Origin of the sequence: Winogradskyella haliclonae (assembly GCF_014635865.1) — a bacterium.
Lineage (GTDB): Bacteria > Bacteroidota > Bacteroidia > Flavobacteriales > Flavobacteriaceae > Winogradskyella > Winogradskyella haliclonae.
Window position 1 is genome coordinate 1,085,971 of the sequence record NZ_BMDQ01000001.1, and the last position, 21,471, is coordinate 1,107,441.

The 21,471-nt window shown below is 33.1% G+C and carries 21 protein-coding genes; 9 read left to right on the plus strand and 12 right to left on the minus strand.

All coding sequences use genetic code 11. From position 1 onward, the window contains the following. Positions 1 to 68 precede the first annotated feature (68 nt). On the plus strand, positions 69 to 2,579 hold the full coding sequence (locus IEV10_RS04815; protein ID WP_188373551.1) for a DUF5686 and carboxypeptidase-like regulatory domain-containing protein: 2,511 nt from the start codon (positions 69 to 71) through the stop codon (positions 2,577 to 2,579). 3 nt (positions 2,580 to 2,582) lie between these two features. Here the strand turns inward: IEV10_RS04815 and IEV10_RS04820 are convergent, their stop codons facing one another. From IEV10_RS04820 to IEV10_RS04830, 3 genes are all read right to left on the minus strand, one after another. After that, positions 2,583 to 3,110 (minus strand): nuclear transport factor 2 family protein, encoded by a 528-nt coding sequence (locus tag IEV10_RS04820; RefSeq protein ID WP_188373552.1) that lies wholly within the window; start codon positions 3,108 to 3,110, stop codon positions 2,583 to 2,585. Between the two features lie 154 nt (positions 3,111 to 3,264). Beyond that, positions 3,265 to 4,296 (minus strand): transglutaminase domain-containing protein, encoded by a 1,032-nt coding sequence (locus IEV10_RS04825; RefSeq protein WP_188373553.1) that lies wholly within the window; start codon positions 4,294 to 4,296, stop codon positions 3,265 to 3,267. A 9-nt stretch (positions 4,297 to 4,305) separates the two neighbouring features. Further along, positions 4,306 to 4,716 (minus strand): carboxypeptidase-like regulatory domain-containing protein, encoded by a 411-nt coding sequence (locus tag IEV10_RS04830; protein WP_188373554.1) that lies wholly within the window; start codon positions 4,714 to 4,716, stop codon positions 4,306 to 4,308. 206 nt (positions 4,717 to 4,922) lie between these two features. Between IEV10_RS04830 and IEV10_RS04835 the strand changes: the two genes are divergently transcribed. Beyond that, on the plus strand, positions 4,923 to 5,207 hold the full coding sequence (locus IEV10_RS04835) for a hypothetical protein (RefSeq protein WP_188373555.1): 285 nt from the start codon (positions 4,923 to 4,925) through the stop codon (positions 5,205 to 5,207). On the opposite strand, the gene IEV10_RS04840 is transcribed toward IEV10_RS04835, so the two are convergent. Genes IEV10_RS04840 through IEV10_RS04865 form a run of 6 tightly spaced genes read right to left on the minus strand, consistent with a single transcriptional unit; the run spans position 5,204 to position 12,197 of the window. After that, complete coding sequence (locus tag IEV10_RS04840) at positions 5,204 to 6,598, minus strand: MptA/MptB family glycosyltransferase (protein ID WP_188373556.1); 1,395 nt, start codon at positions 6,596 to 6,598, stop codon at positions 5,204 to 5,206. The genes IEV10_RS04835 and IEV10_RS04840 overlap by 4 nt on opposite strands. Before the next feature lie 29 nt (positions 6,599 to 6,627). Further along, positions 6,628 to 8,118, minus strand: coding sequence for a cellulose synthase family protein (locus IEV10_RS04845; protein WP_188373557.1), 1,491 nt, complete (start codon positions 8,116 to 8,118; stop codon positions 6,628 to 6,630). Then, positions 8,118 to 8,831: a glycosyltransferase family 2 protein gene (locus IEV10_RS04850; RefSeq protein WP_188373558.1), complete on the minus strand. Its 714-nt coding sequence runs from the start codon at positions 8,829 to 8,831 to the stop codon at positions 8,118 to 8,120. The genes IEV10_RS04845 and IEV10_RS04850 overlap by 1 nt, the downstream gene beginning before the upstream one ends. Continuing rightward, a complete protein-coding gene (locus IEV10_RS04855) occupies positions 8,828 to 9,298 on the minus strand; it encodes a toxin-antitoxin system YwqK family antitoxin (RefSeq protein WP_188373559.1) in 471 nt (156 codons plus the stop codon). Before IEV10_RS04855 ends, IEV10_RS04850 begins: the two co-directional genes overlap by 4 nt. Beyond that, a complete protein-coding gene (locus IEV10_RS04860; protein WP_188373560.1) occupies positions 9,298 to 10,890 on the minus strand; it encodes a 4Fe-4S binding protein in 1,593 nt (530 codons plus the stop codon). The genes IEV10_RS04855 and IEV10_RS04860 overlap by 1 nt, the downstream gene beginning before the upstream one ends. Positions 10,891 to 10,892: 2 nt before the next feature. After that, positions 10,893 to 12,197, minus strand: coding sequence for an NAD(P)/FAD-dependent oxidoreductase (locus IEV10_RS04865; protein ID WP_188373561.1), 1,305 nt, complete (start codon positions 12,195 to 12,197; stop codon positions 10,893 to 10,895). A gap of 199 nt (positions 12,198 to 12,396) precedes the next feature. On the opposite strand from IEV10_RS04865, the gene IEV10_RS04870 reads away from it, so the two are divergent. From IEV10_RS04870 to IEV10_RS04895, 6 genes are all read left to right on the plus strand, one after another. Then, on the plus strand, positions 12,397 to 13,101 hold the full coding sequence (locus tag IEV10_RS04870; protein ID WP_188373562.1) for a DUF547 domain-containing protein: 705 nt from the start codon (positions 12,397 to 12,399) through the stop codon (positions 13,099 to 13,101). 34 nt (positions 13,102 to 13,135) lie between these two features. After that, positions 13,136 to 14,032, plus strand: a complete 897-nt coding sequence (locus IEV10_RS04875; RefSeq protein ID WP_188373563.1) for a hypothetical protein — start codon at positions 13,136 to 13,138, stop codon at positions 14,030 to 14,032. 74 nt (positions 14,033 to 14,106) lie between these two features. Then, on the plus strand, positions 14,107 to 15,120 hold the full coding sequence (locus IEV10_RS04880; protein WP_188373564.1) for a glycoside hydrolase family 113: 1,014 nt from the start codon (positions 14,107 to 14,109) through the stop codon (positions 15,118 to 15,120). Then, positions 15,117 to 15,854, plus strand: coding sequence for a hypothetical protein (locus tag IEV10_RS04885; protein WP_188373565.1), 738 nt, complete (start codon positions 15,117 to 15,119; stop codon positions 15,852 to 15,854). The genes IEV10_RS04880 and IEV10_RS04885 overlap by 4 nt, the downstream gene beginning before the upstream one ends. Then, positions 15,851 to 17,122: a POTRA domain-containing protein gene (locus IEV10_RS04890; protein WP_188373566.1), complete on the plus strand. Its 1,272-nt coding sequence runs from the start codon at positions 15,851 to 15,853 to the stop codon at positions 17,120 to 17,122. Before IEV10_RS04885 ends, IEV10_RS04890 begins: the two co-directional genes overlap by 4 nt. A 34-nt stretch (positions 17,123 to 17,156) precedes the next feature. Further along, positions 17,157 to 18,419 (plus strand): POTRA domain-containing protein, encoded by a 1,263-nt coding sequence (locus IEV10_RS04895; protein ID WP_188373567.1) that lies wholly within the window; start codon positions 17,157 to 17,159, stop codon positions 18,417 to 18,419. On the opposite strand, the gene IEV10_RS04900 is transcribed toward IEV10_RS04895, so the two are convergent. The 3 genes from IEV10_RS04900 to IEV10_RS04910 are packed head-to-tail and all read right to left on the minus strand — an operon-like array spanning position 18,416 to position 20,904. Next, positions 18,416 to 19,105 (minus strand): TIGR04283 family arsenosugar biosynthesis glycosyltransferase, encoded by a 690-nt coding sequence (locus IEV10_RS04900; RefSeq protein ID WP_188373568.1) that lies wholly within the window; start codon positions 19,103 to 19,105, stop codon positions 18,416 to 18,418. The two genes, IEV10_RS04895 and IEV10_RS04900, sit on opposite strands and share 4 nt — an antisense overlap. Positions 19,106 to 19,138: 33 nt before the next feature. Then, the gene (locus IEV10_RS04905; protein ID WP_188373569.1) at positions 19,139 to 20,023 is read right to left on the minus strand and encodes a DUF547 domain-containing protein; all 885 of its coding nucleotides are present in this window, start codon (positions 20,021 to 20,023) and stop codon (positions 19,139 to 19,141) included. After that, positions 20,020 to 20,904: a sterol desaturase family protein gene (locus IEV10_RS04910; RefSeq protein WP_188373570.1), complete on the minus strand. Its 885-nt coding sequence runs from the start codon at positions 20,902 to 20,904 to the stop codon at positions 20,020 to 20,022. Before IEV10_RS04910 ends, IEV10_RS04905 begins: the two co-directional genes overlap by 4 nt. An 87-nt stretch (positions 20,905 to 20,991) precedes the next feature. Here IEV10_RS04910 and IEV10_RS14335 point away from each other — a divergent pair, with 87 nt between their 5' ends. Then, positions 20,992 to 21,216: a DUF962 domain-containing protein gene (locus IEV10_RS14335; RefSeq protein ID WP_229719593.1), complete on the plus strand. Its 225-nt coding sequence runs from the start codon at positions 20,992 to 20,994 to the stop codon at positions 21,214 to 21,216. Positions 21,217 to 21,471 lie beyond the last annotated feature (255 nt).

Here is a 21,471-nt window from a genome sequence, read left to right on the forward strand (position 1 = left end):
GCGTTACATAAACTTCATCTTCTATTGTAATTTAAGTTTAGCACAATAGTTGATGAAGTTTTTTTGATATGAAGCATAAACTACTCTTACTTATTGTAATCTTAAATTCTGCTTTTGTACTGGCACAGACAAAAGTTAGCGGTTACGTTTTTGATGAATATAATGAACCTGTTGCATACGCAAGTGTAATTTTTAAAGGTTCTACAATTGGTACCACAACTAATGAAAACGGTAAATTCTATTTAGAGTCTGACGAAAATTGGAAGACGATTGAAGTGTCTTTTCTAGGTTATGAAATATTGACGTATCAATTACCTAAACGTGTTAATTACGACTTAAAATTCACCCTAAAAGAAGAAGCGGCCGCTCTAGATGCAGTGGTTATTGTTACAGGTAAGCAGTCTAAAAAAGCCTCTGAAAATCCTGCGATTGCGATACTTCAAAAAATTTGGGAACGTAAACGGCAAAATGGGTTAAAGCAGTTTAAACAATACGAATACGACCAATACGAAAAAGTTGAGTTTGATTTAAATACCATAGATAGTGCTCTTATAAAGAGTAAGCTTTTTAGAGGTATGGAATTTGTTTTTGAAGAGGTAGATACCTCGCGAGTTACAGGTAAAACCTATTTACCAATATTCTTAAATGAGTCAGTAAAAAAAGTTTCGGGCGATAATTTGCTTGGAAAAAAACGAGAAGATTTAATAGGAAATAAAAACTCTGGTTTTAGTAATAATCAAATCATAATAGACTTTATTGACGACTTATATTCTGATTATAATGTTTATGATAATTACCTTAAGTTCTTTGATAAGAGTTTTGTAAGTCCACTGAGTCGTACAGGTGTTCAGACTTATAACTATGTGCTTTCGGATAGTGCTTTTATAGATAATAAATGGTGTTATAATATTATTTATTATCCAAGACGAAAAAATGAATTGACTTTTAAAGGGGACTTTTGGGTCAATGATTCTACCTATGCCATTAAAGAGATTAATCTTCAAGCTTCAAAAAGCGCAAATATAAACTGGGTAAAAGAAATCTATATTGAGCAAGAATTTGATGTACTTAATGATTCTCTGTTTTTAATCAAGCGTGATTATTTTCTGTCTGATTTTGCATTAAATAAAAAGGAGAAGTCTAGAGGTGTTTATGGAAAACGAACAACACTTTATGATAATTACAAATTTGATCAGCCTAAAGACTCAAAATATTACGATAAAGTTGTGTATAACTATGATGCAGATGTCTATAATCGTGAAGAAGATTTTTGGCAAAAGAATAGGCTAGAAGCGTTAAATAAAGACGAAAAAGGTGTCTATAAAATGTTAGACACGCTAAAAACCGTAAAGAAGTTTAAAAGGCTATATAACTTAGGAAGTATTTTGGCATCGGGTTACATAGAGTTTCCGAGTTTAAACCTTGATTATGGACCTATATTTTCAACGTTTGGGTTTAATGATGTAGAAGGTTTACGATTACGAGCAGGCGGACGTACGTATTTTGGGCCTAATGATTTATGGCGACTAGAAGGCTTTTTGGCATACGGGTTTAGAGATGATAAGTTTAAATATGGTATTTCGGGGAAATGGTTACTTGACAAGAAAAGTCGACTTACTATTTTTGGAGGAAACCGACGTGATGTCGAACAAATAGGAGCCAGCCTTACAAGTTCTACGGATGTTCTTGGTCGAAGCTTGGCATCATCTGCGGTGATAGGTACAGGTGCTAACGATAAACTGACCAATATTAACCTTACTAACCTTGGCTTTTCTATAGAACCATTACGTAATTTTGTATTACGTTTAGATGGAAGTTATCGGGAGTTACGCTCTGCATCACCAACGTTTAGTTTAGACTATAATGACCCTGACACCGTAAGTGGTGTCTCATCACAAGTTAATCAGTTTGAAACAAGACTTTCAGCAGCTTATTATCCTAAGCGACAGATGACTGGTTTTGGAGTAGAGCGAAAGGAGAAGAACGATAATTTTGCGCGACTATTTGCACAAATTAGTCGTGGAGATAAAGAGTTTTTAAATAGTGATTTTGATTATACAAAAGTACAATTCTCGTATATTCAACCTTGGCAAGTTGGAGGTTTTGGACGTTTAACTACATCAGTAGAGGCAGGTAAAACTTTTGGAGAAGTCCCATTAGCCCTACTAAGTGTTGTGCCTGGTAATCAAACGTTCTTTTCTATATACAATACATTTCCTCAGTTAGATTTTTATGAGTTTGTAACAGATACATATACGTCTTTGCATATAGAACATAATTTTAATGGTCGTGTGTTTTCACGTATTCCATTCTTGAAAAAGTATAATCTAAGAGCTGTTTTAGGTGTGCGTGGTGTTTGGGGCGAGTTATCTGACGAAAACAGATTGTTAAGTACAACTGGAAACCCAGCTGAGATAGTTTTAAGAGCGCCAGATTCTCGAGTGTATTATGAATATAGCGTTGGTGTTGCCAATATCTTTAAAGTTTTGCGAATAGATTTTAATTTTAGAGGAAATTATCTAGATTTACCTGATGCTAGACGTTTTGGTATTACTGGAAGCTTTGGGTTCTTCTTTTAGGGCTTAATTATTCTTGAACGCATCAAAATTGTTTATGTCCCTAGCTTTTTGATATGCTTCTTCGCCTATGGTATTTCCTTCACTAGAATCATAATCCATTAGTATTTTCCATGTATTATTTTCTTTTATAAAAATAACATGAAATTGGCCATAATATGATTTTGGTGATTTCCCGTTTTCAATTCGGGTAAGTTTATAGACACCTCTTTCACTTGCGGTAGAGTCATTGCTTATCCTTTCAAAAAAACGAAGCGCAATAGTATTAGAGGTTTTGTTTTCTCTTGCTCTATCAAAAGTAGCTTTGTAATTGTTGATATAAGTTTTATAATCTGTAATTCTATTTCCACCAGATATACGAATTAATTTTTCAGAATGTATATTGGCCATTAGCGTATAATCTAAGTTGTCAAAAGCCTTATAAAATTTCTCCCAAGTTTTATTGATGTCTTTAAGATTAGTCAAAGACTGGGAATGGCTTTGTAAGGCAAATAGACTTATAAGAGCGATAAATAACAACAGCTTTTTAGACATAAATTTAGACCTTGATGAATTGAATTAAAGATAGTAAAAATGTAGGAGTCTAAATTTTTCTATGAATATTTTAGTGTGACGAAGCTCTTAAACAATTAATTATTTAACCCGTTATGAGATTACATTTTGCTTGTTTTTATGTATTCATTCAAAATTAGTTCTCAGAAAACCGCTTTACTTTATAGACATAACTTGCCACAAGTTGATCGTCTATACTTAAATGAATGTCATAAAAACCATACTTTGTAAGATTGTGTTTTACATAGAGTATTTGGTTTTTTATAATATAGTTATCTGGCACTACAGTTTTGTTACTAACCCCATCATCTATGTCTAGAGAGATTTTCTTAGGGTTGATGTTGGGTTTTAGTAAGCATTCTAAATTCATGGTATAGTTACGAGGCACTTCATTGTATAATTTTTGAGGAGTTTTATGTTCAGTGAGTAATTTATAGGCTTCATTATATACAATAGGTGCTTCTAAAAAATCTGTAAAAGTTGGTTGCGCATCGTTAAACAAAAACCATTCTGCTTCTAAAGGAAAATGATTAATAGCAAACAATCTAGGCGGTGCTAAAAAGAGACCGTTGTTGTAATCAAACTTAAATCTACCATTATCTAAATTTTGTACGCCACTTGCCCAAGTTGGGTCACTTAGGTACCATTTGCCGTCTAGTTTTACAGCATTCCAGCTGTGGTTTGGATATCTAAGGTCTTCAGGATTTCCAGAGCTTGTTTTTGCAAAACCATTAATAATTTTACAATCAATATTTACCAATTGACTCAAGGTTTTTACCATGTATGCGTAGCCTGTGCATATGGTACGCTTTCTTTTGAGAAGTGTTTTAAAAATCCTTTTTTTAAATTTTTCGTTCCATGCTTCAAGTTTTAGGCTATCATCTTGGTAGCGTTTACGCTTACGTTTGTTTTTTGCGTAAAGTCCGTAGTCGTTTTTAACATTGGTACAAACCCATAGGTAGATGGCTCTAAACCGCTCAGCATCGGTTTCCAAACTATTGGTGAGATTATATACCAATTCTGGCAAATCGTCTAATGAAGCACCTCTGTTAGCCATAGCAAGGCTATCTGCTTTTTTAAAACTGACATGGTTAAAGTCCCAAGCTTGAGCTTGACCTATCAGCACAAAAACGAATAGTATTCCACTAAAAAAATAACGAAATTTCATCCAGAGGGTCTAGTTCTTTTTTGAACGTTTGCTCTTATAGCGCTTATTAGTATTGACAGCACTTAGTACATCAATTGGCGCTTCTTTCATGAAAATATCTAAGTAACTAGACGTTTCTGTAATAACAACAGATTGCTTATCGTAACCCAAATAGCTAAAGATTAAAACATCGCCTGCTTTTAACTGTGAAGGAAAAGTAAAACTACCGTCAGCTTTTGATACTGTACCAGTTTTAGAGTTTTTAAGATAAATACTAACGCCATCTAAAGGGCCAATCTCGCTATTAACAATACCTTTTACAGTTATAGATTTGTTCTGCGCTTGCAATGGGTTACATAAAATAGTGGCTAGAAATATAAAGCCCATAAGTAATAACACTTTATTAGAAGTGCTGTTTTGTAAGAATGCAATTTTTTTCATAATTAATATATTTTGTTTTACTCAAAACTATAAGCAATAGGCTTTAGTTTCAAGTAATGATGAGTTATTGTTGATTATGGTTTAGTAAATATAGTATTTTATTGAGTTAACACTTAATCGAATAGTAATGAAATATTTTTATTGATTTAATTTTTGAAAAGATTTCATTTGTATCTTAGGGTTTATAAATCATTATATTTTGAGATATGAAAGACAATCTTAAACGTGTAATTGTAGATTTTAAAAAACTAACACCAGAAATAATGTCTTTATTGGTGTCTAAGTATCCTGATGGTTATGATGACGAACATATTATATCCTTCAGAAATGCAAAGAATGAACTTGTAGAGGCAGTAACTGTTGCTACTGATGATACTAAGTATTTAGTGAAGGTGAGTTCTACTTTAGCCATGACTATGGCAAATTATGATGAAGAAACCTATGAAGAAGATTTGGATATTCAGCGGCCACCAGAAACATTTGAAGACTAAATTCTAATCTTCTTTTTTAAGACAATTTCCCTTACAAAAGCAAAGAATACAATGCTGTATTCTATAGCAATAATCCAAAGGTTTTCAGACTTATCTGCAGTACCGATACTTAAATATGCCAAATAACTTAGTATAATTGCCAAGCTCCATACGATTGGAAATCTATAATTTGTAAATACGCAAAGCACTACCAGAGTTGCCAAATACCATGGGTGTACGGTTGTACTTAAAAACAAATAACAGCTAAAAGCAATGAGGATAGAGCTTGTAAGTTTTGGTATGGTGGAATTCTTTTTAAAGACAGCAAATCCTAGAATTATTAATAAAGCAACAATTGGAAGAATACTGCCAATGATTTTAATTTCATTATAACCAGTAATTGCATATCCTATTTCTCTTGCGAGGTAATAGATGCTGGCATTAAATTCAAAATTATTAAACCAAAGCCCAACAGTTTCAGCATAATTATTTACAAATACCATAGAGAAAAATGGAATAAATAAAATGATAGTTGTTACTAATACTATAGTATAAAAACCTACTAGTTTTAAAAATGCTCTTTTTTCAGGAATCCACTTATTTTGATTTTTAAGCGAAGGCGAATTGAACCACCAGTAAAATATAGGTAGAAACATTAGTGGAATTAACTTGACCGAAATAGAGCAAGCCAGAATGACAGCAGCCCATTGCCATTTGCCAGAATGTAATACATACAAGCTCCAAATAAGGAAGAAAATCATAACGCCTTCAAAATGAAGATTGCCCGTCAATTCTATTATAATAAACGGATTAAGTATATACCACCAAATTCGACTCGATGGCAATTTTAAGGCTTCAAGTAACTTTTTTCCAAAGTATAACGTTCCTATATCAGCAGCAATAATTATAATACGCATGGTTAACGCAGCACCTGCAATGCTTTTTCCAGAACTTAAGGCTGCAATATAGAAGCATAACTGATTAATTGGCGGGTAATTGGTAAAGTGTGACGCACTTAATTTACCCATACCATCATATAACTCCTTAGCTTGCGCTATAGGGAATTCCCCATTTTGTATAAATGATTCTGGCAAGTACAAATAAGGATTATAACCTTCAAAAAGCATACGACCATCCCATATAAAACGATAAAAATCTTGTGATAAATTAGGTATGGCAGGCAAAAACACCAACCGAACTAGTACAGAAGCTAATACTAGAAAACCGAAATTAAAACCAGCAGTTTTTTTTAGAACATAAGCAAGTACAAAAAGAGAAATATAAAGCAAAACAAGCTTTGTAGCTTCAGTACGAACCAAGTTGTATGCAAAACTTGCATATAACACAATACTAATCAAAAGATACAATAAAGGTATTTTTTGATATTTAAATAAGCTTGAATTTATTAGCATTGATTAAAGATAATGCAACCTCTGAATTATTATGCTTTAGAACTTAAAGATTTAAAAAACACATAGCCAAAACCTATAAAAAGCATCAAATGAAAAGGAAAAAGTCCAAAATCACCACCTTGGTCGCCAACCACAAATGCGCTATACATACCAAAGCCAAAATAAGCCATTAGTCCACCTTCTATAATAACATGTGGTGATACTTTTTTACGCAAATATTTATTGCCTTTCCATGAATCTTTTAGTGTACTGATATTAAATTTTGGTGTGCGTACAAATTCGCTACGTTTGCCAATATGTCCTTCTAATACTGCGATAGAATTATGTAAAGAAAAACCCATGGCTATTGAGAAAAAGGTAAAAAACATACCTATGTAGCTGAAAAACTTTTTAAAACCACTACCATAAATACTCTTGTACATAAACCAATAACACACAAAGAATATAATCGTACTTGTTACAAAGAAACTCATAACGTAAAAGTAGTTACGTAAATGTGCATATTCGTTTTTAATATACAACATCGGAATACTTAAAACAGCTACTGTAAATATGCTTAAAAACATCGTACTGTTTAATAAATGTAGTAAGCCATGTACTTTTGTCTTGGTAGATATGTTTTTAGATTTTACTACACGCCAAAGCATTTTTCTGAAGTTTTCTGCACCACCTTTATTCCAACGGAATTGCTGTGAGCGCGCAGCACTAATCACAACAGGTAATTCTGCTGGAGTTTCAACATCTTCTAAATATTTGAATTCCCAATTTTTTAATTGAGCACGATAGCTTAAATCTAAATCTTCAGTTAGCGTATCACCTTCCCAATTACCTGCATCAATGATACAGTCTTTTCTCCAAACGCCTGCAGTACCATTAAAATTGATGAAATGTCCTTTACTATTTCTGCCTACTTGTTCTAAAGTAAAGTGGGCGTCTAACGCAAAGGCTTGTATTCTTGTTAATAATGAATAATTACGATTAATATGTCCCCAACGTGTTTGTACAACACCAACTTTATCATTTTTAAAATAAGGAATTGTACGTTTTAACCAATTGGGTTGTGGTAAGAAATCAGCATCAAAAATGGCAATAAACTCACCTTTAGCAATTTCTAAACCTTCTTTTAAAGCTCCAGCTTTAAAGCCTTGACGGTCGGTACGTGTAATGTGTGTTATGTCTAGGCCAGTGGCTGCTAATTTTTCGATATGATTACGAGTACTATCAACAGTTTCATCTGTAGAATCATCAAGTACTTGTATTTCTAGTTTTTCTCTAGGATATTCTATTAAAGCAATATTTTCCAAGAGTCTTTCCATGACATACATCTCGTTAAAAACGGGTAACTGTATAGTGACGTATGGTGTTTCTTCAGACTTGGATAAATCGAATTTTTTGCAAGTGTCCTTTTTCTTTTTTGAGGATAAGTAGTTATATAGTAAATTGAGTTGCGCCAAAGCATACATAAAAATGAGTATGATGGCAATCGTATAAATAACAATTATTATAGATTCTAAAAGCATTACTTAAAACTGTATTTAAAAATCCATGTCAGGATTTTAATGCCTGCAAATATAGCACCTTTTACCGTTCCAGAAACTTTTGAGACACCAATTCTGTTACGATAGTTTACAGGAATTTCTCTATATGTGTATTTTTTCTTCAATGCTTTAAGCTGCATCTCAACAGTCCAACCATAGGTTTTGTCTTCCATTTCAAGTGCTAAAAGCTTATCGTATTTTATAGCTCTAAACGGCCCAAGGTCTGTAAATGTTGACCTAAACATGATTTTCATCAAAGTAGTAGCTAACCAATTTCCAAAAACTTGAGGACCAGTCATGCTACCAGCTTCTCTAAGTTTTTTGTCTCTTGCGCCGATAACAAAATCTATATCTTCTTTAATTATAGGTTCGACGATTTTAATAAGTTCTTCTGGGTAATCACTATAATCGCCATCTAAAAAAACAATAATATCTGGCTTGTTAGCTTGTTGGGCAACATAATCCATACCTTTTAGACAGGCATAACCATAACCTCTTTGATTTTCAGTTAAAACGGTTGCGCCTACATTCCTTGCATTAGTTTCTGTATTATCTGTAGAGTTATTGCTAACTACAATAATCTCGTCTACTATTTTAGGAATGTCTTTTATAACATGTGTTATAGATTCTGCTTCATTATAAGCAGGGATGATGACTTTTATACTTCGGCTTTGCTTAGCATGGGTTTTACTCATTGAAGATCTCTTAATCTATTTTCTTTTTTGAATGACCTAAAATCAGTCCATTCTTTTATTTTTTTGCCCAAAGAATATTTAATAGCCGATGTAAGTTTTTCGTTTTTATACATTAAACAATAGCCATTTTTTTGATTGTTTCTTAGTTGGCATTTATGATTAACATGACCATTATTGTCATAAAAAATCCACCATTTTACCTTTTTGTCAGCCTCATAATGTCCTTCGCTTTCTTTGCGGCCATTAGCTCTGTATAACTTCCAAAATTTCGTTTTAAGACCATTTTTGTAATGGCCTTCAGATTTTACGTTTCCATTTGTATGGTAATGTCTCCAATACTTTACTTTTTTTCCATTTTCAACCCAGCCAGCGGATTCTATCTTGCCATCATCAAAATAATTTTTTTGATAGCTCTTTTGCGCAAATGCAAAGTTACAAATAAGACAAAGAATAAGTATTAATCGCATTATTTTTGGTTTACGAGTTCCATTAAATCTACGTCGTTTCCTAATAATACTTCTGTAGGATTGATTCTACCTTTCATAGTGTCATTTTCTAATTTAAGAACACCTCTTGGGCAAACTGCAGAACAGATACCGCAACCTACACAGCTAGAACGTACAATGTTTTCACCTTTTTGCGCATAATGACGTACGTCAATTCCCATTTCGCAACTGTTAGAACAGTTACCACATGAGATACATTGACCACCGTTAGTGGTAATCCTGAATTTTGAAAACATACGTTGTTGAAATCCTAAAATTCCTGCCATTGGACAGCCAAAACGACACCAAGCTCTACTTCCTAAAATTGGATAGAAACCTGTACCAATAACTCCTGAAAAGATAGAACCTATATAAAAGCCATAAGCCGATTTTAATGCGCCAGCTTTAACAAAGAAAACCTGATCTGTAGTTCCTGTAAAGTGCATTGCTACAAGTAATGCAATAACGACAAAGTAGCCTATTGCTCCGTATTTTGCATCTTTACCTAACTCTTGACGTTTAAAAATCATTATCACTGCAAAAACAATAGTCAAGAATACACCGATACTAATTAAAAAGACTTCTCTAGTAAGCCAATATTTATCTGGGTCATAACCTAAATAGGTATAGATAACAGCTGTTGTCATAACAACAGAGAACACTAAAACGGTATGGATTAGCCATCGTTCTAGTTTCCATGCAGACATCTTTTTAGAAGACAGATGTCTAAATGAATCTCCAGCAGTTTCAGCTAATCCTCCACAACCACAAACCCAAGAACAATACCAACGTTTTCCATATTTGTATGTTAAAAAAGGAGAGATTACAAAAATTGATAATACGCCAAATATCAATAAGGCCATACCGATATTACCATTGTTTATAAAACTATCAACTCTGTATTGCTCAAAATTGTAATAGTTTAAAGGCCACATATTTTTAAGATCGTAATAGGGTAAGCTTGAATTCATGCTGTACATAAATTCAGGAATTAAAAACGCAAAGCCTAGTTGAAAAAACATAACAGATACAGTACGCAATTGTTGGTATTTGTTATGCCTGTACTTTAATATAAACTTGTATCCAAAAGCTAAAATGGCAATAGTATATAATGTTCCATAAACAAACCACTGACTTGCAGGACGCCCAGATAACAACTGACTTAAAGGATCAAATAAAGAAATAAGCCCAGTGTTTGCGCCATCTACTCCTTGTCCAAGCCCTAATAATTCTTCAAAGAAGTAAAGGACAATATAAAATCCGGTAAGTATAATACCAAGAATCCAGCCCCATAGTCCTCTTGAAGATATAGACTTAAACCATTGCCCATCATTTTTGATGCCTTCTTGCTTTGTAAGGTAAGCTTCTCTTGAATACACAATTGTACCAATAGAAATTAAGCCCAAAGACAATGACAGAAATAATCCTTTATTAGGAAAATCAGTGTTAAGTAATGCTAGTGTTAATATAAATAATCCAGCAATACCAATTATTAATGCTATTTTTTGTTTTGTTGTAATGTCTAAAGCGTCTGGTTTTGCCAAAGACATACTATGATTTAATTTGTTACTCATGGTTAGGCAGTTTGTAATTTTTGGTTATAAGCTGATAAGATTTCAGCTTCATAATGGCTATAAAATTCTGGATCAAAATTTGCTTCTGGAAGATTATTCATGACATAATCTACATCTCTTTCTTCAGTAAGCCAGCGGTCAAAAACATCGTGACGCATTCTTATTCCAAAGGTGTTTATACCCAAAAATTTATTAGTGTCTTTGTTGTAGGCTACAGTAATACATTTGGTATCATCTTTATGTCTCCAGTGAAAATGGGCTTCAGTGTCTTGCTTACTACGCTCGCTAAATACCCAACCGTAGGTTTGATATTCTATATCCATAAATTTTGCAGAGTTAAACCAATGCCCTGGTTTATATTCTATCCGATTACCACATAAGGTTTGTGCTAAGGTTTCACCCATCATGCGACCAGTATACCAAACAGCTTCAATTGGTCTGCGGTTACCTATAGCTTCGTGCTGTTCTGCACAATCACCAATGGCATACACATCTTTTATATTAGTTTCTAAGAAACGATTAACCTTTACGCCGCGCCCCGTTTCTATCTCAGAATCTTTTATAAAATCTATGTTTGGAGAGACACCAGCTGTAAGACCAACCACATTGCATTCTATTTCTTCACCCGTTTCTTCTATAATTACAGATTTTACTTTTCCGTTTTCGTCTGCTTTTATTTCTCTTAAGTTGGTAGATAGTCTTAAATCTATATTATGATTTTTAATGTGTCTGTTTATCATTTCACTTTCTCCACTTGGTAAAACACCATTCCAAAAACTGTCTTCACGCACTAAAAAAGTCACTGGGATGCTTCTGGAATTTAGCATTTCTGCCAATTCAATACCTATTAAGCCGCCACCTACAATAACTGCACGCTTACATACTTTGTTGTTAGGTGCGTGTTCTTCAAGATTATCTAAGTCTTGTTTATGGTACATACCCATAACACCATTTAAATCTTGTCCTGGCCAACCAAACTTGTTAGGTTTACTTCCGGTAGCAATTACCAATTTATCATATTGCAAAGTATCACCATTAGCAAAATGAAGTGTTTTTGATGTTGTCTCAACCGTCTTTACATATCCTTTTTTAAGCTCAATCCTGTTCTTTTCCCAAAACCAATTTTCATAAGGTTGGGTATGCTCAAACTTCATGTGCCCCATATAAATGTACATTAAAGCTGTACGTGAGAAGAAGTAGTCTGTTTCTGCAGAAACAATGGTTATTCTTTTATCAGATAGTTTACGGATATGTCTAGCGGTAGTTACTCCTGAGATACCGTTTCCGATAATTACAATGTGTTCCATAATTTTTTGTTAGTGGTTGGTGAGTCGGATTTAAAGATAACACCTTAAGTAGTAACTATAATTTAGAAAGAGTTTAAATAGGAAAAAAGTGTAAGGAATTAAAATTGAAAGAGACGTTAAATTTCTTTCAAAAAATATGTAAGTAGATTCTTTTAAGCGCGACATAAGTGCCGTTACAACATTTATACAATCATAACTCATGAAAAAACACGTATTAATAATAATTATACTAATTGGGACAAATCTACAAGCCCAGAACTTGAATGATTTCTTTAATCAATCCGATGCTTTCTTTAAAGCTAATGTTAAAAATGGAAAGGTTGCTTACTCAAAAATTAATGATAATCCTGAAAGCTTAAATGCAGTTTTAACTATAGCAGAAGGCATATCTGTTTCAGAAAGTGACGCTAAAAATTATCAAGCATTTTGGATTAATGCATATAACTTATCTGTTATAAAAGGTATAGTAGATAATTACCCAACTAAATCGCCTTTAGATAATTCTGGATTTTTTGATAAGACAACTTATAGTTTGGGTGGAAAGCAGATTACTCTAAATGATATTGAGCATAAACTATTAAGACCAAAATTTAAAGATCCACGCTTTCATTTCGTGTTAGTATGTGGCGCTTTGGGTTGTCCTCCTTTGATAAGTAAAGCGTATTTACCAAGCACATTGGAAACACAATTAGAAACGCAAACAAAAAAAGCGATTAACGGAAGCTTTCTTAAAGTGAAGAAAAACAAAGTTGCTGCTTCAAAAATAATGGAATGGTATAAAGAAGATTTTACAATAAATGGCTTAACAGAAATAGACTTTATTAATAAGTACAGAACCGAAAAAATACCAGCAAAATCTAAACTCAGTTATTTTGAATATAACTGGAACTTAAACAAACAATAATAAACTCAAAATCATAACTAATAAACCAAAAAAAATGAAAAGAATAATAACAACAGTAATAGCATTAGTGATTGGATTTACAGGATTTTCGCAAGAAGATGAACAAGAAGATCAAGGAAGTGTTATTCAGAATTTAACACCTTCAAAATTAATAGGTAAAGGTCAAGTCGATATTAAATGGTTTAATAACCTGTATACACAAACGCGTCAGTTAGATGCGAATGAAGAGGTGCAAGATATTGCAAGAGAAAACTTTTTTACGTCAACACTCGATGTGTTTTTTGGGGTTTCAGAAAATAAAAGAGTTAGTGTTGGTGCGATTTTAGAATTTCGTTCTAATGCTGTAGGCGGAAGAGGCGCATTCGATGTTTTTAGTTTTGATGGTGAAACAGGCACGGCACGAAGTGGTTTAACGAACATTGCTCCCAGTGTTAAGTTTGTACCTTTTGCAAAATTGAGCAACTTCTCAGTACAAAGTTCTCTATTTATTTCAACAATTGGAGATGAGGTAGATGATGCAGGAGTGTTTTTAGACCAAGATGGTTTTACATGGCAAAACAGATTTTTCTACGATTTGCCTTTAGGACAAAACAAAGAATGGCAACTATTTTTTGATTTGAACACTGAATACAACTTTGGTAAAAATGAAGACAGTTTTGCAAATGATAGTTTACGTTTAACGCCAGGTGTATTTTTAAGTTATTTCCCTTCTTCAAAGTTTACAGTATTAGGTTTTGTGCAACATTTTCAGTTGATAGCATTGACAGACAATGGTTTTGAGCAAGATATTACTAGTATCGGAACTGGCGTAAAATACCAATTAACAGACAAACTAAATATTGAAGGCTTATTTTCGTATTTCGCAAGAGGTAATGGAGCATTTACTGGTTTAGGTGAGGCTTACAATATAGGATTACGTTATGTACTCTAAATTTAAAATATTTAATATAGGTTTAAGAGCCTTTTTTTAGAGATATACTTACTTTAGGAGCTTAAATCTATACCATGAATAGAACTAAGCTCCTAATTTATTTTGTTTACGCTATTTTACTTTCATCATGTTCTGGTCAGAATGAAAAGGTAAATGGTGCTAGTTTTGTCGCTTATGGTATTCCTGTTGATGAAACGCATACTAAGCCTTTAGTCACTAAAATTAATGCTAATTACGCTGCAGTAATGCCTTTTGGGTTTATCCGAACATTAGATAATCCCGAAATAATTCATAATACAGAAAGACAATGGTTTGGAGAAACAAGAGCAGGCGCAAAGCAATATTCTGAAGAGTTAAGAAAGCAGAATATTAAAATAATGGTAAAGCCTCAAATATGGATTCACCGCGGTGAATTTACAGGTTTTCTAAACATGAAAACGGAAGCAGATTGGAAAAAGTTAGAAGCGTCTTATTCCAGTTTTATTTTAGAATATGCAGACTTAGCCAATGAAATTAATGCTGAAATATTTTGTATTGGGACTGAACTCGAAAATTTTATAACTAAACGCCCAAAGTATTGGAGCAATTTAATCGATGACATTAAAAAAGTATACAAAGGAAAGCTCACTTATGCCGCAAATTGGGACGAGTACAAACGAACACCATTTTGGAGTGATTTAGATTTTATTGGGATTGACGCCTATTTTCCGGTAAGCGATGAACAAACACCGACTTTTGAAAAAAGTATGGAAGGTTGGCAAAAACATAAACCTGTAATAAAGAGCTATTCTGATAAGTACCAAAAACCAGTTTTGTTTACGGAGTATGGTTACCGAAGTGTCGATTATTCAGGTAAAGAACCTTGGAAGTACGACCGTAGTATGACTGAAGTGAATTTAGATGCTCAAGTCAATACAAGTAAAGCCTTATACGAGACCTTTTGGCACGAAGAATGGTTTGCAGGGGGCTTTATTTGGAAATGGTTTATAGAATACGACAAAGTAGGCGGAAAGGATAATAACCAATTTACACCACAAAACAAACCTGTAGAACAGGTGATAAAAACATATTATAGTAAACGAGAATGAAACTTTTAAAAACACTTAGTCTGGTTTTAATTTTAGTAGGATGCCAATCTGAAAATCAACCTGAAAATAACTCAAGTGTTTTGTCTGAAGTTTTAGAAAATTCAAGTTTTGAAGTTGGAGCTGTCATTGCCTGTGGAGCTAGTGATGCTAATAATTCTGCTCAAGCAAATATCTACTTTTATCCAGAGCAGAATGCTGAAAATTTCACTTTATATGAAACAAGATTGACTGACGTCGACCCCAACAATTTTTCTAATTACACCAAAGTTGAAATTGAATCAGAGCCCTTTTTTAATGGTTTTCTTCGTCAATATTCAAGAATTTTAGATGCTGAAAAATGGGTGATTGTTACGTTTAATTTGGAAAATGAAATAAAAGTTTCTAATCCAATTCGGACGAAGCAAATTTCAAAGCCTTCTATATTTAATCAAGATATTACGGTAAATCAATCTGAGGCTTTAATGCCTCAATTTTTGTGGGCAGCTAATGAGTTTGGAGACAATGCTATTTATTTTCAGATTATATCTGATATACAGCAAAATGTTTTTTCAGCAACATACACCTTTGAAAGTAATTTTCAGTATTACAATACGTCTAACGTAGTATTAAATATTACAGAAGGCATTCCTCCAAATTTACAAAGTGAAGAAACATATAGTTTTTCGCTTATGGATGTAAGCGAAGATAATTGGGTTAATGCCATAAGCCTCAATGCCAATTTTACAATAGAATGAAAAAAACAATTACCCTAATACTTATAACTTTAGTTTCTATTTCATTTATAGATGCTCAAACCATAAAAGAAGTTAAGATTGAAGGTAATAAACGTACACGAACTAATTTTTTAAAACGTTTAGCCTTTGTAAAAGAAGGGAGCCAGTTGGATACTGTCCGTATAGCTTCAGATGAAAGACGTTTTCGCTTATTGCCTTCAGTTGCAAGTTCCTCTTCTAAACTCGAAAAAATAGATGATGAAAACTATCGATTAACATACACTGTTGTCGAAAACTTCGCAATTATTCCAGGGTTAAATGTTTCGCAAGATGTTAATGAAGATTTAGCATATCGCGTATCATTATTTGATTTTAATTTTTTAGGACAGAACCAAATCATTGGTGGATTTTATAGCAGAAATGTATTTGATTCTTACGGTTTCTTTTGGGAAGCTCCTAACTTAATTACCCGTAAATGGGGTGTTGGTGTTAATTATCAGCGTAATGTATTACAGGAACCTATTTTTCTAGATAATAATGATGAGGTGAATTATAAATTCGATAGTCGAGCTTTTGAATTTCGTGTATTTTATGAACATAATTTTAAAAACCGATTTGAGTTAGGTTTAAACTTTGCCAATATAGATTATAATTTTTTAGACGGAAACCGCCCTCAAAATATTCCTGAAGAACTAGGTGTTGACCGGGTTTCAGTTGTAGGAGAATATGAATACAATAACATCACCAATGAGTTTCAATATGTCGATGGTTTTAGGAGCATCTTTACCTATAGTTTTACCTTAGATTCGAATGGGAATAATGATCTGCTTCGTAACTTTTTTATTGGTCGAAATGATTTTGAATATTTTAAGCGTATTGGAGAAAAAGGTAATTGGGCAAACCGTCTACGATTAGCATATGCTACAAATGATACGACACCTTTTGCCCCTTTTGCATTAGATAATCAATTAAACATTCGTGGAGTAGGTAATGTGGTTGATAGAGGAACGGCTTCGATTGTTTTGAATACCGAATATAGGCATACGTTTTACGAAAAAGGCTGGTTTGCTTTGCAGGGTAATGCTTTTATAGATGCCGGTACTTGGCAAGATCCAGGAGGGAATTTAGGAGATTTAATTGAAGGAGAAAGTGCCAGTCTATTTACGGGTCTTGGTCTAAGATTTATCCATAAGCGTATTTTTAATGCAGTATTCCGAATTGATTACGGCATCAGCCTAGGCGATAAGGCAAACAATGGTATTGTGTTTGGAATAGGTCAATATTTTTAGAAGAAGTGTTATTTTTACACTATAACCCTGAATAATGCGATTTCTGACCTCAATTTTATGTCTATTTTTTTTGAGCTTATCTCAAGCACAAGAAAGCAGAGTTGTAGATGTAAAAGTTCAAGGTAATAAAAAACTAAAATCATCTTTTGTAAAAAAAATTGCTCTGGTAAAACCAGGCGTTCTATTAGACTCAATACAATTAGAAGAAGATGTAAAGTTGTTAAAGCGCCTGCCTTCAATAGCACATGCATACTATCAAGTATTTCCTGCTAATACTCCTAATGAATTTAATGTGTTTTATAATATTGTAGAGAATTTTACTATAATTCCATCTGCAAATGTTTATACGACTAATGATGATGAATTTGCCTTCAGAGTTGGACTCTATGAATATAATTTATTAGGTCAAAATATTACATTTGGAGGCTTTTATCAAGATGATATTTTTAGTTCTTATGGTATAAATTTAAGAGCACCATTTCTCTTTTCAAGGAAGTTAGGGATGGCAATTAACTATCAAAATTTAACAACTCAAGAGCCTGTTTTTTTTGATAATACAACTGCGGATTATAGATACAATAATGAATCTATTGAAGGTTTAGTCCTATATCAGCCAAATTTTAATAACCGATTTGAATTTGGGATTAATTATTTCACAGAAGATTACGAGTATCTATTTGGAGCAACAAATCCAAGCGTACCTCAAGAGTTAAGAGTAAAGAAACTACTTTATAAATTGATATATGAGTTTAATAATATTAATTATTATTATCAGTATTTAGAGGGTTTTCAAAGCATTTTTAATTTCCAGTATGTGACATCAACTGATGAAGCATTACCTGAATTTGTTATTGGCTGGAATGATTTTTCATATTTTCTAAGAGTTGGAAAAAAGGGTAATTGGGCGAGTAGATTACGTTTAGGGTTGGCTACAAATAATGATTCGCCTTTTGCACCATTTTCTGTGGACAATAATTTGAATGTAAGAGGTGTTGGTAATACAATTGACCGCGGCACAGGTGTAATTGTTTTAAATACTGAATATAGGCATACTTTTATTGACAAGGAATGGTTTGCCATGCAAGGCAATGTATTTGTAGATGGCGGTAGTTGGAGAAATCCAGGAGGAGATTTTGGCGATTTTGGTGATTCTCAAAACATCAGAATTTATCCAGGCATTGGATTGCGATTTATACACAAAAAAATATTTAATGCTACGTTCAGAATCGATTATGGTTATGGCATAACACCCGATTCTACCAATGGATTTGTGTTTGGTATAGGGCAGTACTTTTAAGAGATGTATTTTTTGTAATATCTATACAATTCATCTCCAGAAGCGCCAAACCATTTCTTAACATATATGGTCCAAAAATGATATTGTAGTTTCCAGACACCATGTCTCTCGTAAAGTCTGGCTGATGTCTTTATTTTTTTATTAATCACTACAAATTCCTTACGCTTGTATAGCTCATTGATAAGGATGTTATCTTCATAGATTGTGTATGCTTCATCAAATCCACCTATGTCTTTAAATAGGGGTTTAGTGATAAACTGACTTTGGTCACCACCACGACAGGCTCGCCAGCGAAACTGTGTGAGCCAACTTGCTAAACGTAACCACCAATGATTATTATCAAATTGCAAACGAAAGCAACCTGCATTATTCTCTTTTTTAATTTCGTTAATAATGTGTTGATCGTAATTTAAAGGTGGAAAAGAGTCTGCGTGTAAGAAGTATAGAATATCTCCTGTGGCAAGATTAGCACCGGTATTCATTTGTTTGGCGCGACCTTTTTCAGACCTTAGTAATTTTACGCTTAGTTTTAAATTCTGAATTATTTCTGGTGTACCATCTACACTTCCTCCATCAACAACAATAATCTCGTTAATGTTTTTTAGGTCTGCGCAATCAACCAAATGATAGAGAAGTGACTCTATGGTTTCGGCTTCATTTAAAACAGGGATTATAATACTAATCATATATCTACTTACGAAGAAAAGTCAATGTAAGTTTTAATCATTCAAGTCCCAATTATAATCTTTGAAAGATTTTTTTGCTTTAGATGAAATCTCAACCTCAGTGTATTCGTTTAAGAAATCAATTAGGCTACCATTTGTTTTAAAATCCTTAGCAAACCACTTAAAGATCTTTGAGAGCTTAAGGTTGTTTTCTGAAATGTTATTTCGGTCTTCGTCTGCTAAAAATTCTTTTGTAACCCTTGTTAACTGTTCTTCTAGATTTGAAGCGGTGTAAGCCTCATTCAATAGTTTAGGGCAAGAAAAAGAGGCACATACAATAGCAAAATGAATACGAGGTTCATCCATTTTACGAAGAATTTGATGCTCAATATCATTAAGGTTTAACCATTTGTCTCCAAATTTCCAAAGGCGTTGGTCCCAAGGTTTATCTATGTCTTTTATACTTTTTAATGGATAGTTTTTAAGAATTAAATCTACGGTTAAAGCATTATAAGCGTTAATCCAATAGGCCAATTTATCTTCTCTAGACCAAGTGTCTGTAGGTGTGTTGTCCGTTAATAATTTTATATAGTTATATAGTTCAGTGCGCTGTGCTTTAATGTTTTTATAATTAACATTACCATTTTTAGAAACATGCGTTTGTAATAACGTATTGAGCACATCATGATTAAAAGCTTCAGTTTTTGTTTCTACTTTTATTTCTGAGTCTTTAATCATGACTTCAGTCTTAGTAGGTGTTTCTTCTTTTGTTTTGACTTCAGTGTCTATTTCTTTTTCAACTTTAATTTCAGGCTCTGAGGTATTAGTAATTTTTGTTTTTTCAACTTGTTTGGTTGATTCAGAATTTTCAATGGCTTTTTTAGTGCCACCACAAGAGGTTACTAAAACTAGAAGTATAAGGAGTGCTATTTGTTTCATTTCTTTTTTAAAGGATATAATTCTTGACTTAAAAAATCTTTAGGAAATGTTTCGTCTCCACTAAAACCTAATTCTATGTCTCGTCCATTATGAGGTACATAATTGGTTTTAAAGAGATAATCCCACAGACTTAAAGTAAGTCCAAAATTAACGCCATACCTTACATGTTTGGGTAATTCTTTGGCATGATGCCAGATGTGCATTTTGGGATTGTTGAATACATATTTTAGTATACCATAGTCCCAACCCAAATTAGCATGATTCAAATGCCCGATAGCGATTGCAAAGAAATAAACGATAGCAACATCTTGCGCATCAAAACCACCAATAATTGCCAATGGAATGTATAAAAGAGATTTATAAACTACAGGTTCCATCCAATGGTAGCGTAAATGTGCAGCAAAGCCCATTTCTTTTACAGAGTGATGTACTTTGTGGAAATTCCATAGCAAAGGCACACGATGCAGTAAACGATGTGTATTCCATTGCACAAAGTCAGACACTAGAAAGAACACGAGCAAGCCTAGCCATTTTGGTAAATCATCAACATCAAATAATTGAAGGCTACCGATACTTATTCCAATACGTTTAAGCGTATCATTAAAAAACTCTGAAACCGTATTGGATAGCGCTATAAGGATGATTAAATTCAGAATAAAGAAATTAAAAAACATATAGAATGTGTCTAACCAAAAATCTTTACGAAAAATAGCTTGACGCTTCCGCCAAGGAAAAGCAATTTCTAATAACCAAACAGCAATAGAAATAATAATTAAGCCATAGAAATAGTTATCCCAATGATTAAGGTCTATCAATTCGTATTTAAGATAGTTCCAATAGTTGGAGTAGGAGTTTTTAAAGATATCAATGTACTTTTCCATACAGCATCAGAGTCGAAATTGCTTAGTAAAAATAACACAATTACGTAGAATTGCTATACTGTAGCAATACTAAATAACGATTACCAAATGCGAAAAATAGATAGTTTACTTAGTGAGTATGGAGAGAGTCATCAAACGACTTTTAACAAGCCTGGACATTATATGTGCGTGCCAGCAATATTTTTTAGTCTTATAGATTTATTGGCATGTAACTCTGCATGTGGGCTTTTAGTTGACCAAACTCCGACTTGGATGGAGCCATTTTTACATTTTGGTACTGTAGTTATTATTTGGTATTACTTTATTATCTGAGATTATCCTTTACGTTTTTTATTGGAATGCTCATTTTTCCTTCTTTAGCGCTTTATGGTATTCATATCATTGAATATTCTCAGATTGCGTAGTTGAGTTTTGTCATGGTGGCTATTTTTGTTATAGCTTGGATTGTGAAATTTGCTGGGCACAACCGAAGGTAATAAGCCATCATTTCTTAAAGATGTACAATTTTAATGATTGGACCAGCATGGACAATGAGTCATTGTTTGATACCTTAGGTCTTATACTTTA

What these genes read in the sequence shown, in the direction of transcription:
- IEV10_RS04815 (WP_188373551.1), top strand. Translation starts at nt 69, where the DNA reads ATGAAGCATAAACTACTCTTACTTATTGTAATCTTAAATTCTGCTTTT.
- IEV10_RS04820 (WP_188373552.1), bottom strand. Translation starts at nt 3,110, where the DNA reads ATGTCTAAAAAGCTGTTGTTATTTATCGCTCTTATAAGTCTATTTGCC.
- IEV10_RS04825 (WP_188373553.1), bottom strand. Translation starts at nt 4,296, where the DNA reads ATGAAATTTCGTTATTTTTTTAGTGGAATACTATTCGTTTTTGTGCTG.
- IEV10_RS04830 (WP_188373554.1), bottom strand. Translation starts at nt 4,716, where the DNA reads ATGAAAAAAATTGCATTCTTACAAAACAGCACTTCTAATAAAGTGTTA.
- IEV10_RS04835 (WP_188373555.1), top strand. Translation starts at nt 4,923, where the DNA reads ATGAAAGACAATCTTAAACGTGTAATTGTAGATTTTAAAAAACTAACA.
- IEV10_RS04840 (WP_188373556.1), bottom strand. Translation starts at nt 6,598, where the DNA reads ATGCTAATAAATTCAAGCTTATTTAAATATCAAAAAATACCTTTATTG.
- IEV10_RS04845 (WP_188373557.1), bottom strand. Translation starts at nt 8,118, where the DNA reads ATGCTTTTAGAATCTATAATAATTGTTATTTATACGATTGCCATCATA.
- IEV10_RS04850 (WP_188373558.1), bottom strand. Translation starts at nt 8,831, where the DNA reads ATGAGTAAAACCCATGCTAAGCAAAGCCGAAGTATAAAAGTCATCATC.
- IEV10_RS04855 (WP_188373559.1), bottom strand. Translation starts at nt 9,298, where the DNA reads ATGCGATTAATACTTATTCTTTGTCTTATTTGTAACTTTGCATTTGCG.
- IEV10_RS04860 (WP_188373560.1), bottom strand. Translation starts at nt 10,890, where the DNA reads ATGAGTAACAAATTAAATCATAGTATGTCTTTGGCAAAACCAGACGCT.
- IEV10_RS04865 (WP_188373561.1), bottom strand. Translation starts at nt 12,197, where the DNA reads ATGGAACACATTGTAATTATCGGAAACGGTATCTCAGGAGTAACTACC.
- IEV10_RS04870 (WP_188373562.1), top strand. Translation starts at nt 12,397, where the DNA reads ATGAAAAAACACGTATTAATAATAATTATACTAATTGGGACAAATCTA.
- IEV10_RS04875 (WP_188373563.1), top strand. Translation starts at nt 13,136, where the DNA reads ATGAAAAGAATAATAACAACAGTAATAGCATTAGTGATTGGATTTACA.
- IEV10_RS04880 (WP_188373564.1), top strand. Translation starts at nt 14,107, where the DNA reads ATGAATAGAACTAAGCTCCTAATTTATTTTGTTTACGCTATTTTACTT.
- IEV10_RS04885 (WP_188373565.1), top strand. Translation starts at nt 15,117, where the DNA reads ATGAAACTTTTAAAAACACTTAGTCTGGTTTTAATTTTAGTAGGATGC.
- IEV10_RS04890 (WP_188373566.1), top strand. Translation starts at nt 15,851, where the DNA reads ATGAAAAAAACAATTACCCTAATACTTATAACTTTAGTTTCTATTTCA.
- IEV10_RS04895 (WP_188373567.1), top strand. Translation starts at nt 17,157, where the DNA reads ATGCGATTTCTGACCTCAATTTTATGTCTATTTTTTTTGAGCTTATCT.
- IEV10_RS04900 (WP_188373568.1), bottom strand. Translation starts at nt 19,105, where the DNA reads ATGATTAGTATTATAATCCCTGTTTTAAATGAAGCCGAAACCATAGAG.
- IEV10_RS04905 (WP_188373569.1), bottom strand. Translation starts at nt 20,023, where the DNA reads ATGAAACAAATAGCACTCCTTATACTTCTAGTTTTAGTAACCTCTTGT.
- IEV10_RS04910 (WP_188373570.1), bottom strand. Translation starts at nt 20,904, where the DNA reads ATGGAAAAGTACATTGATATCTTTAAAAACTCCTACTCCAACTATTGG.
- IEV10_RS14335 (WP_229719593.1), top strand. Translation starts at nt 20,992, where the DNA reads ATGCGAAAAATAGATAGTTTACTTAGTGAGTATGGAGAGAGTCATCAA.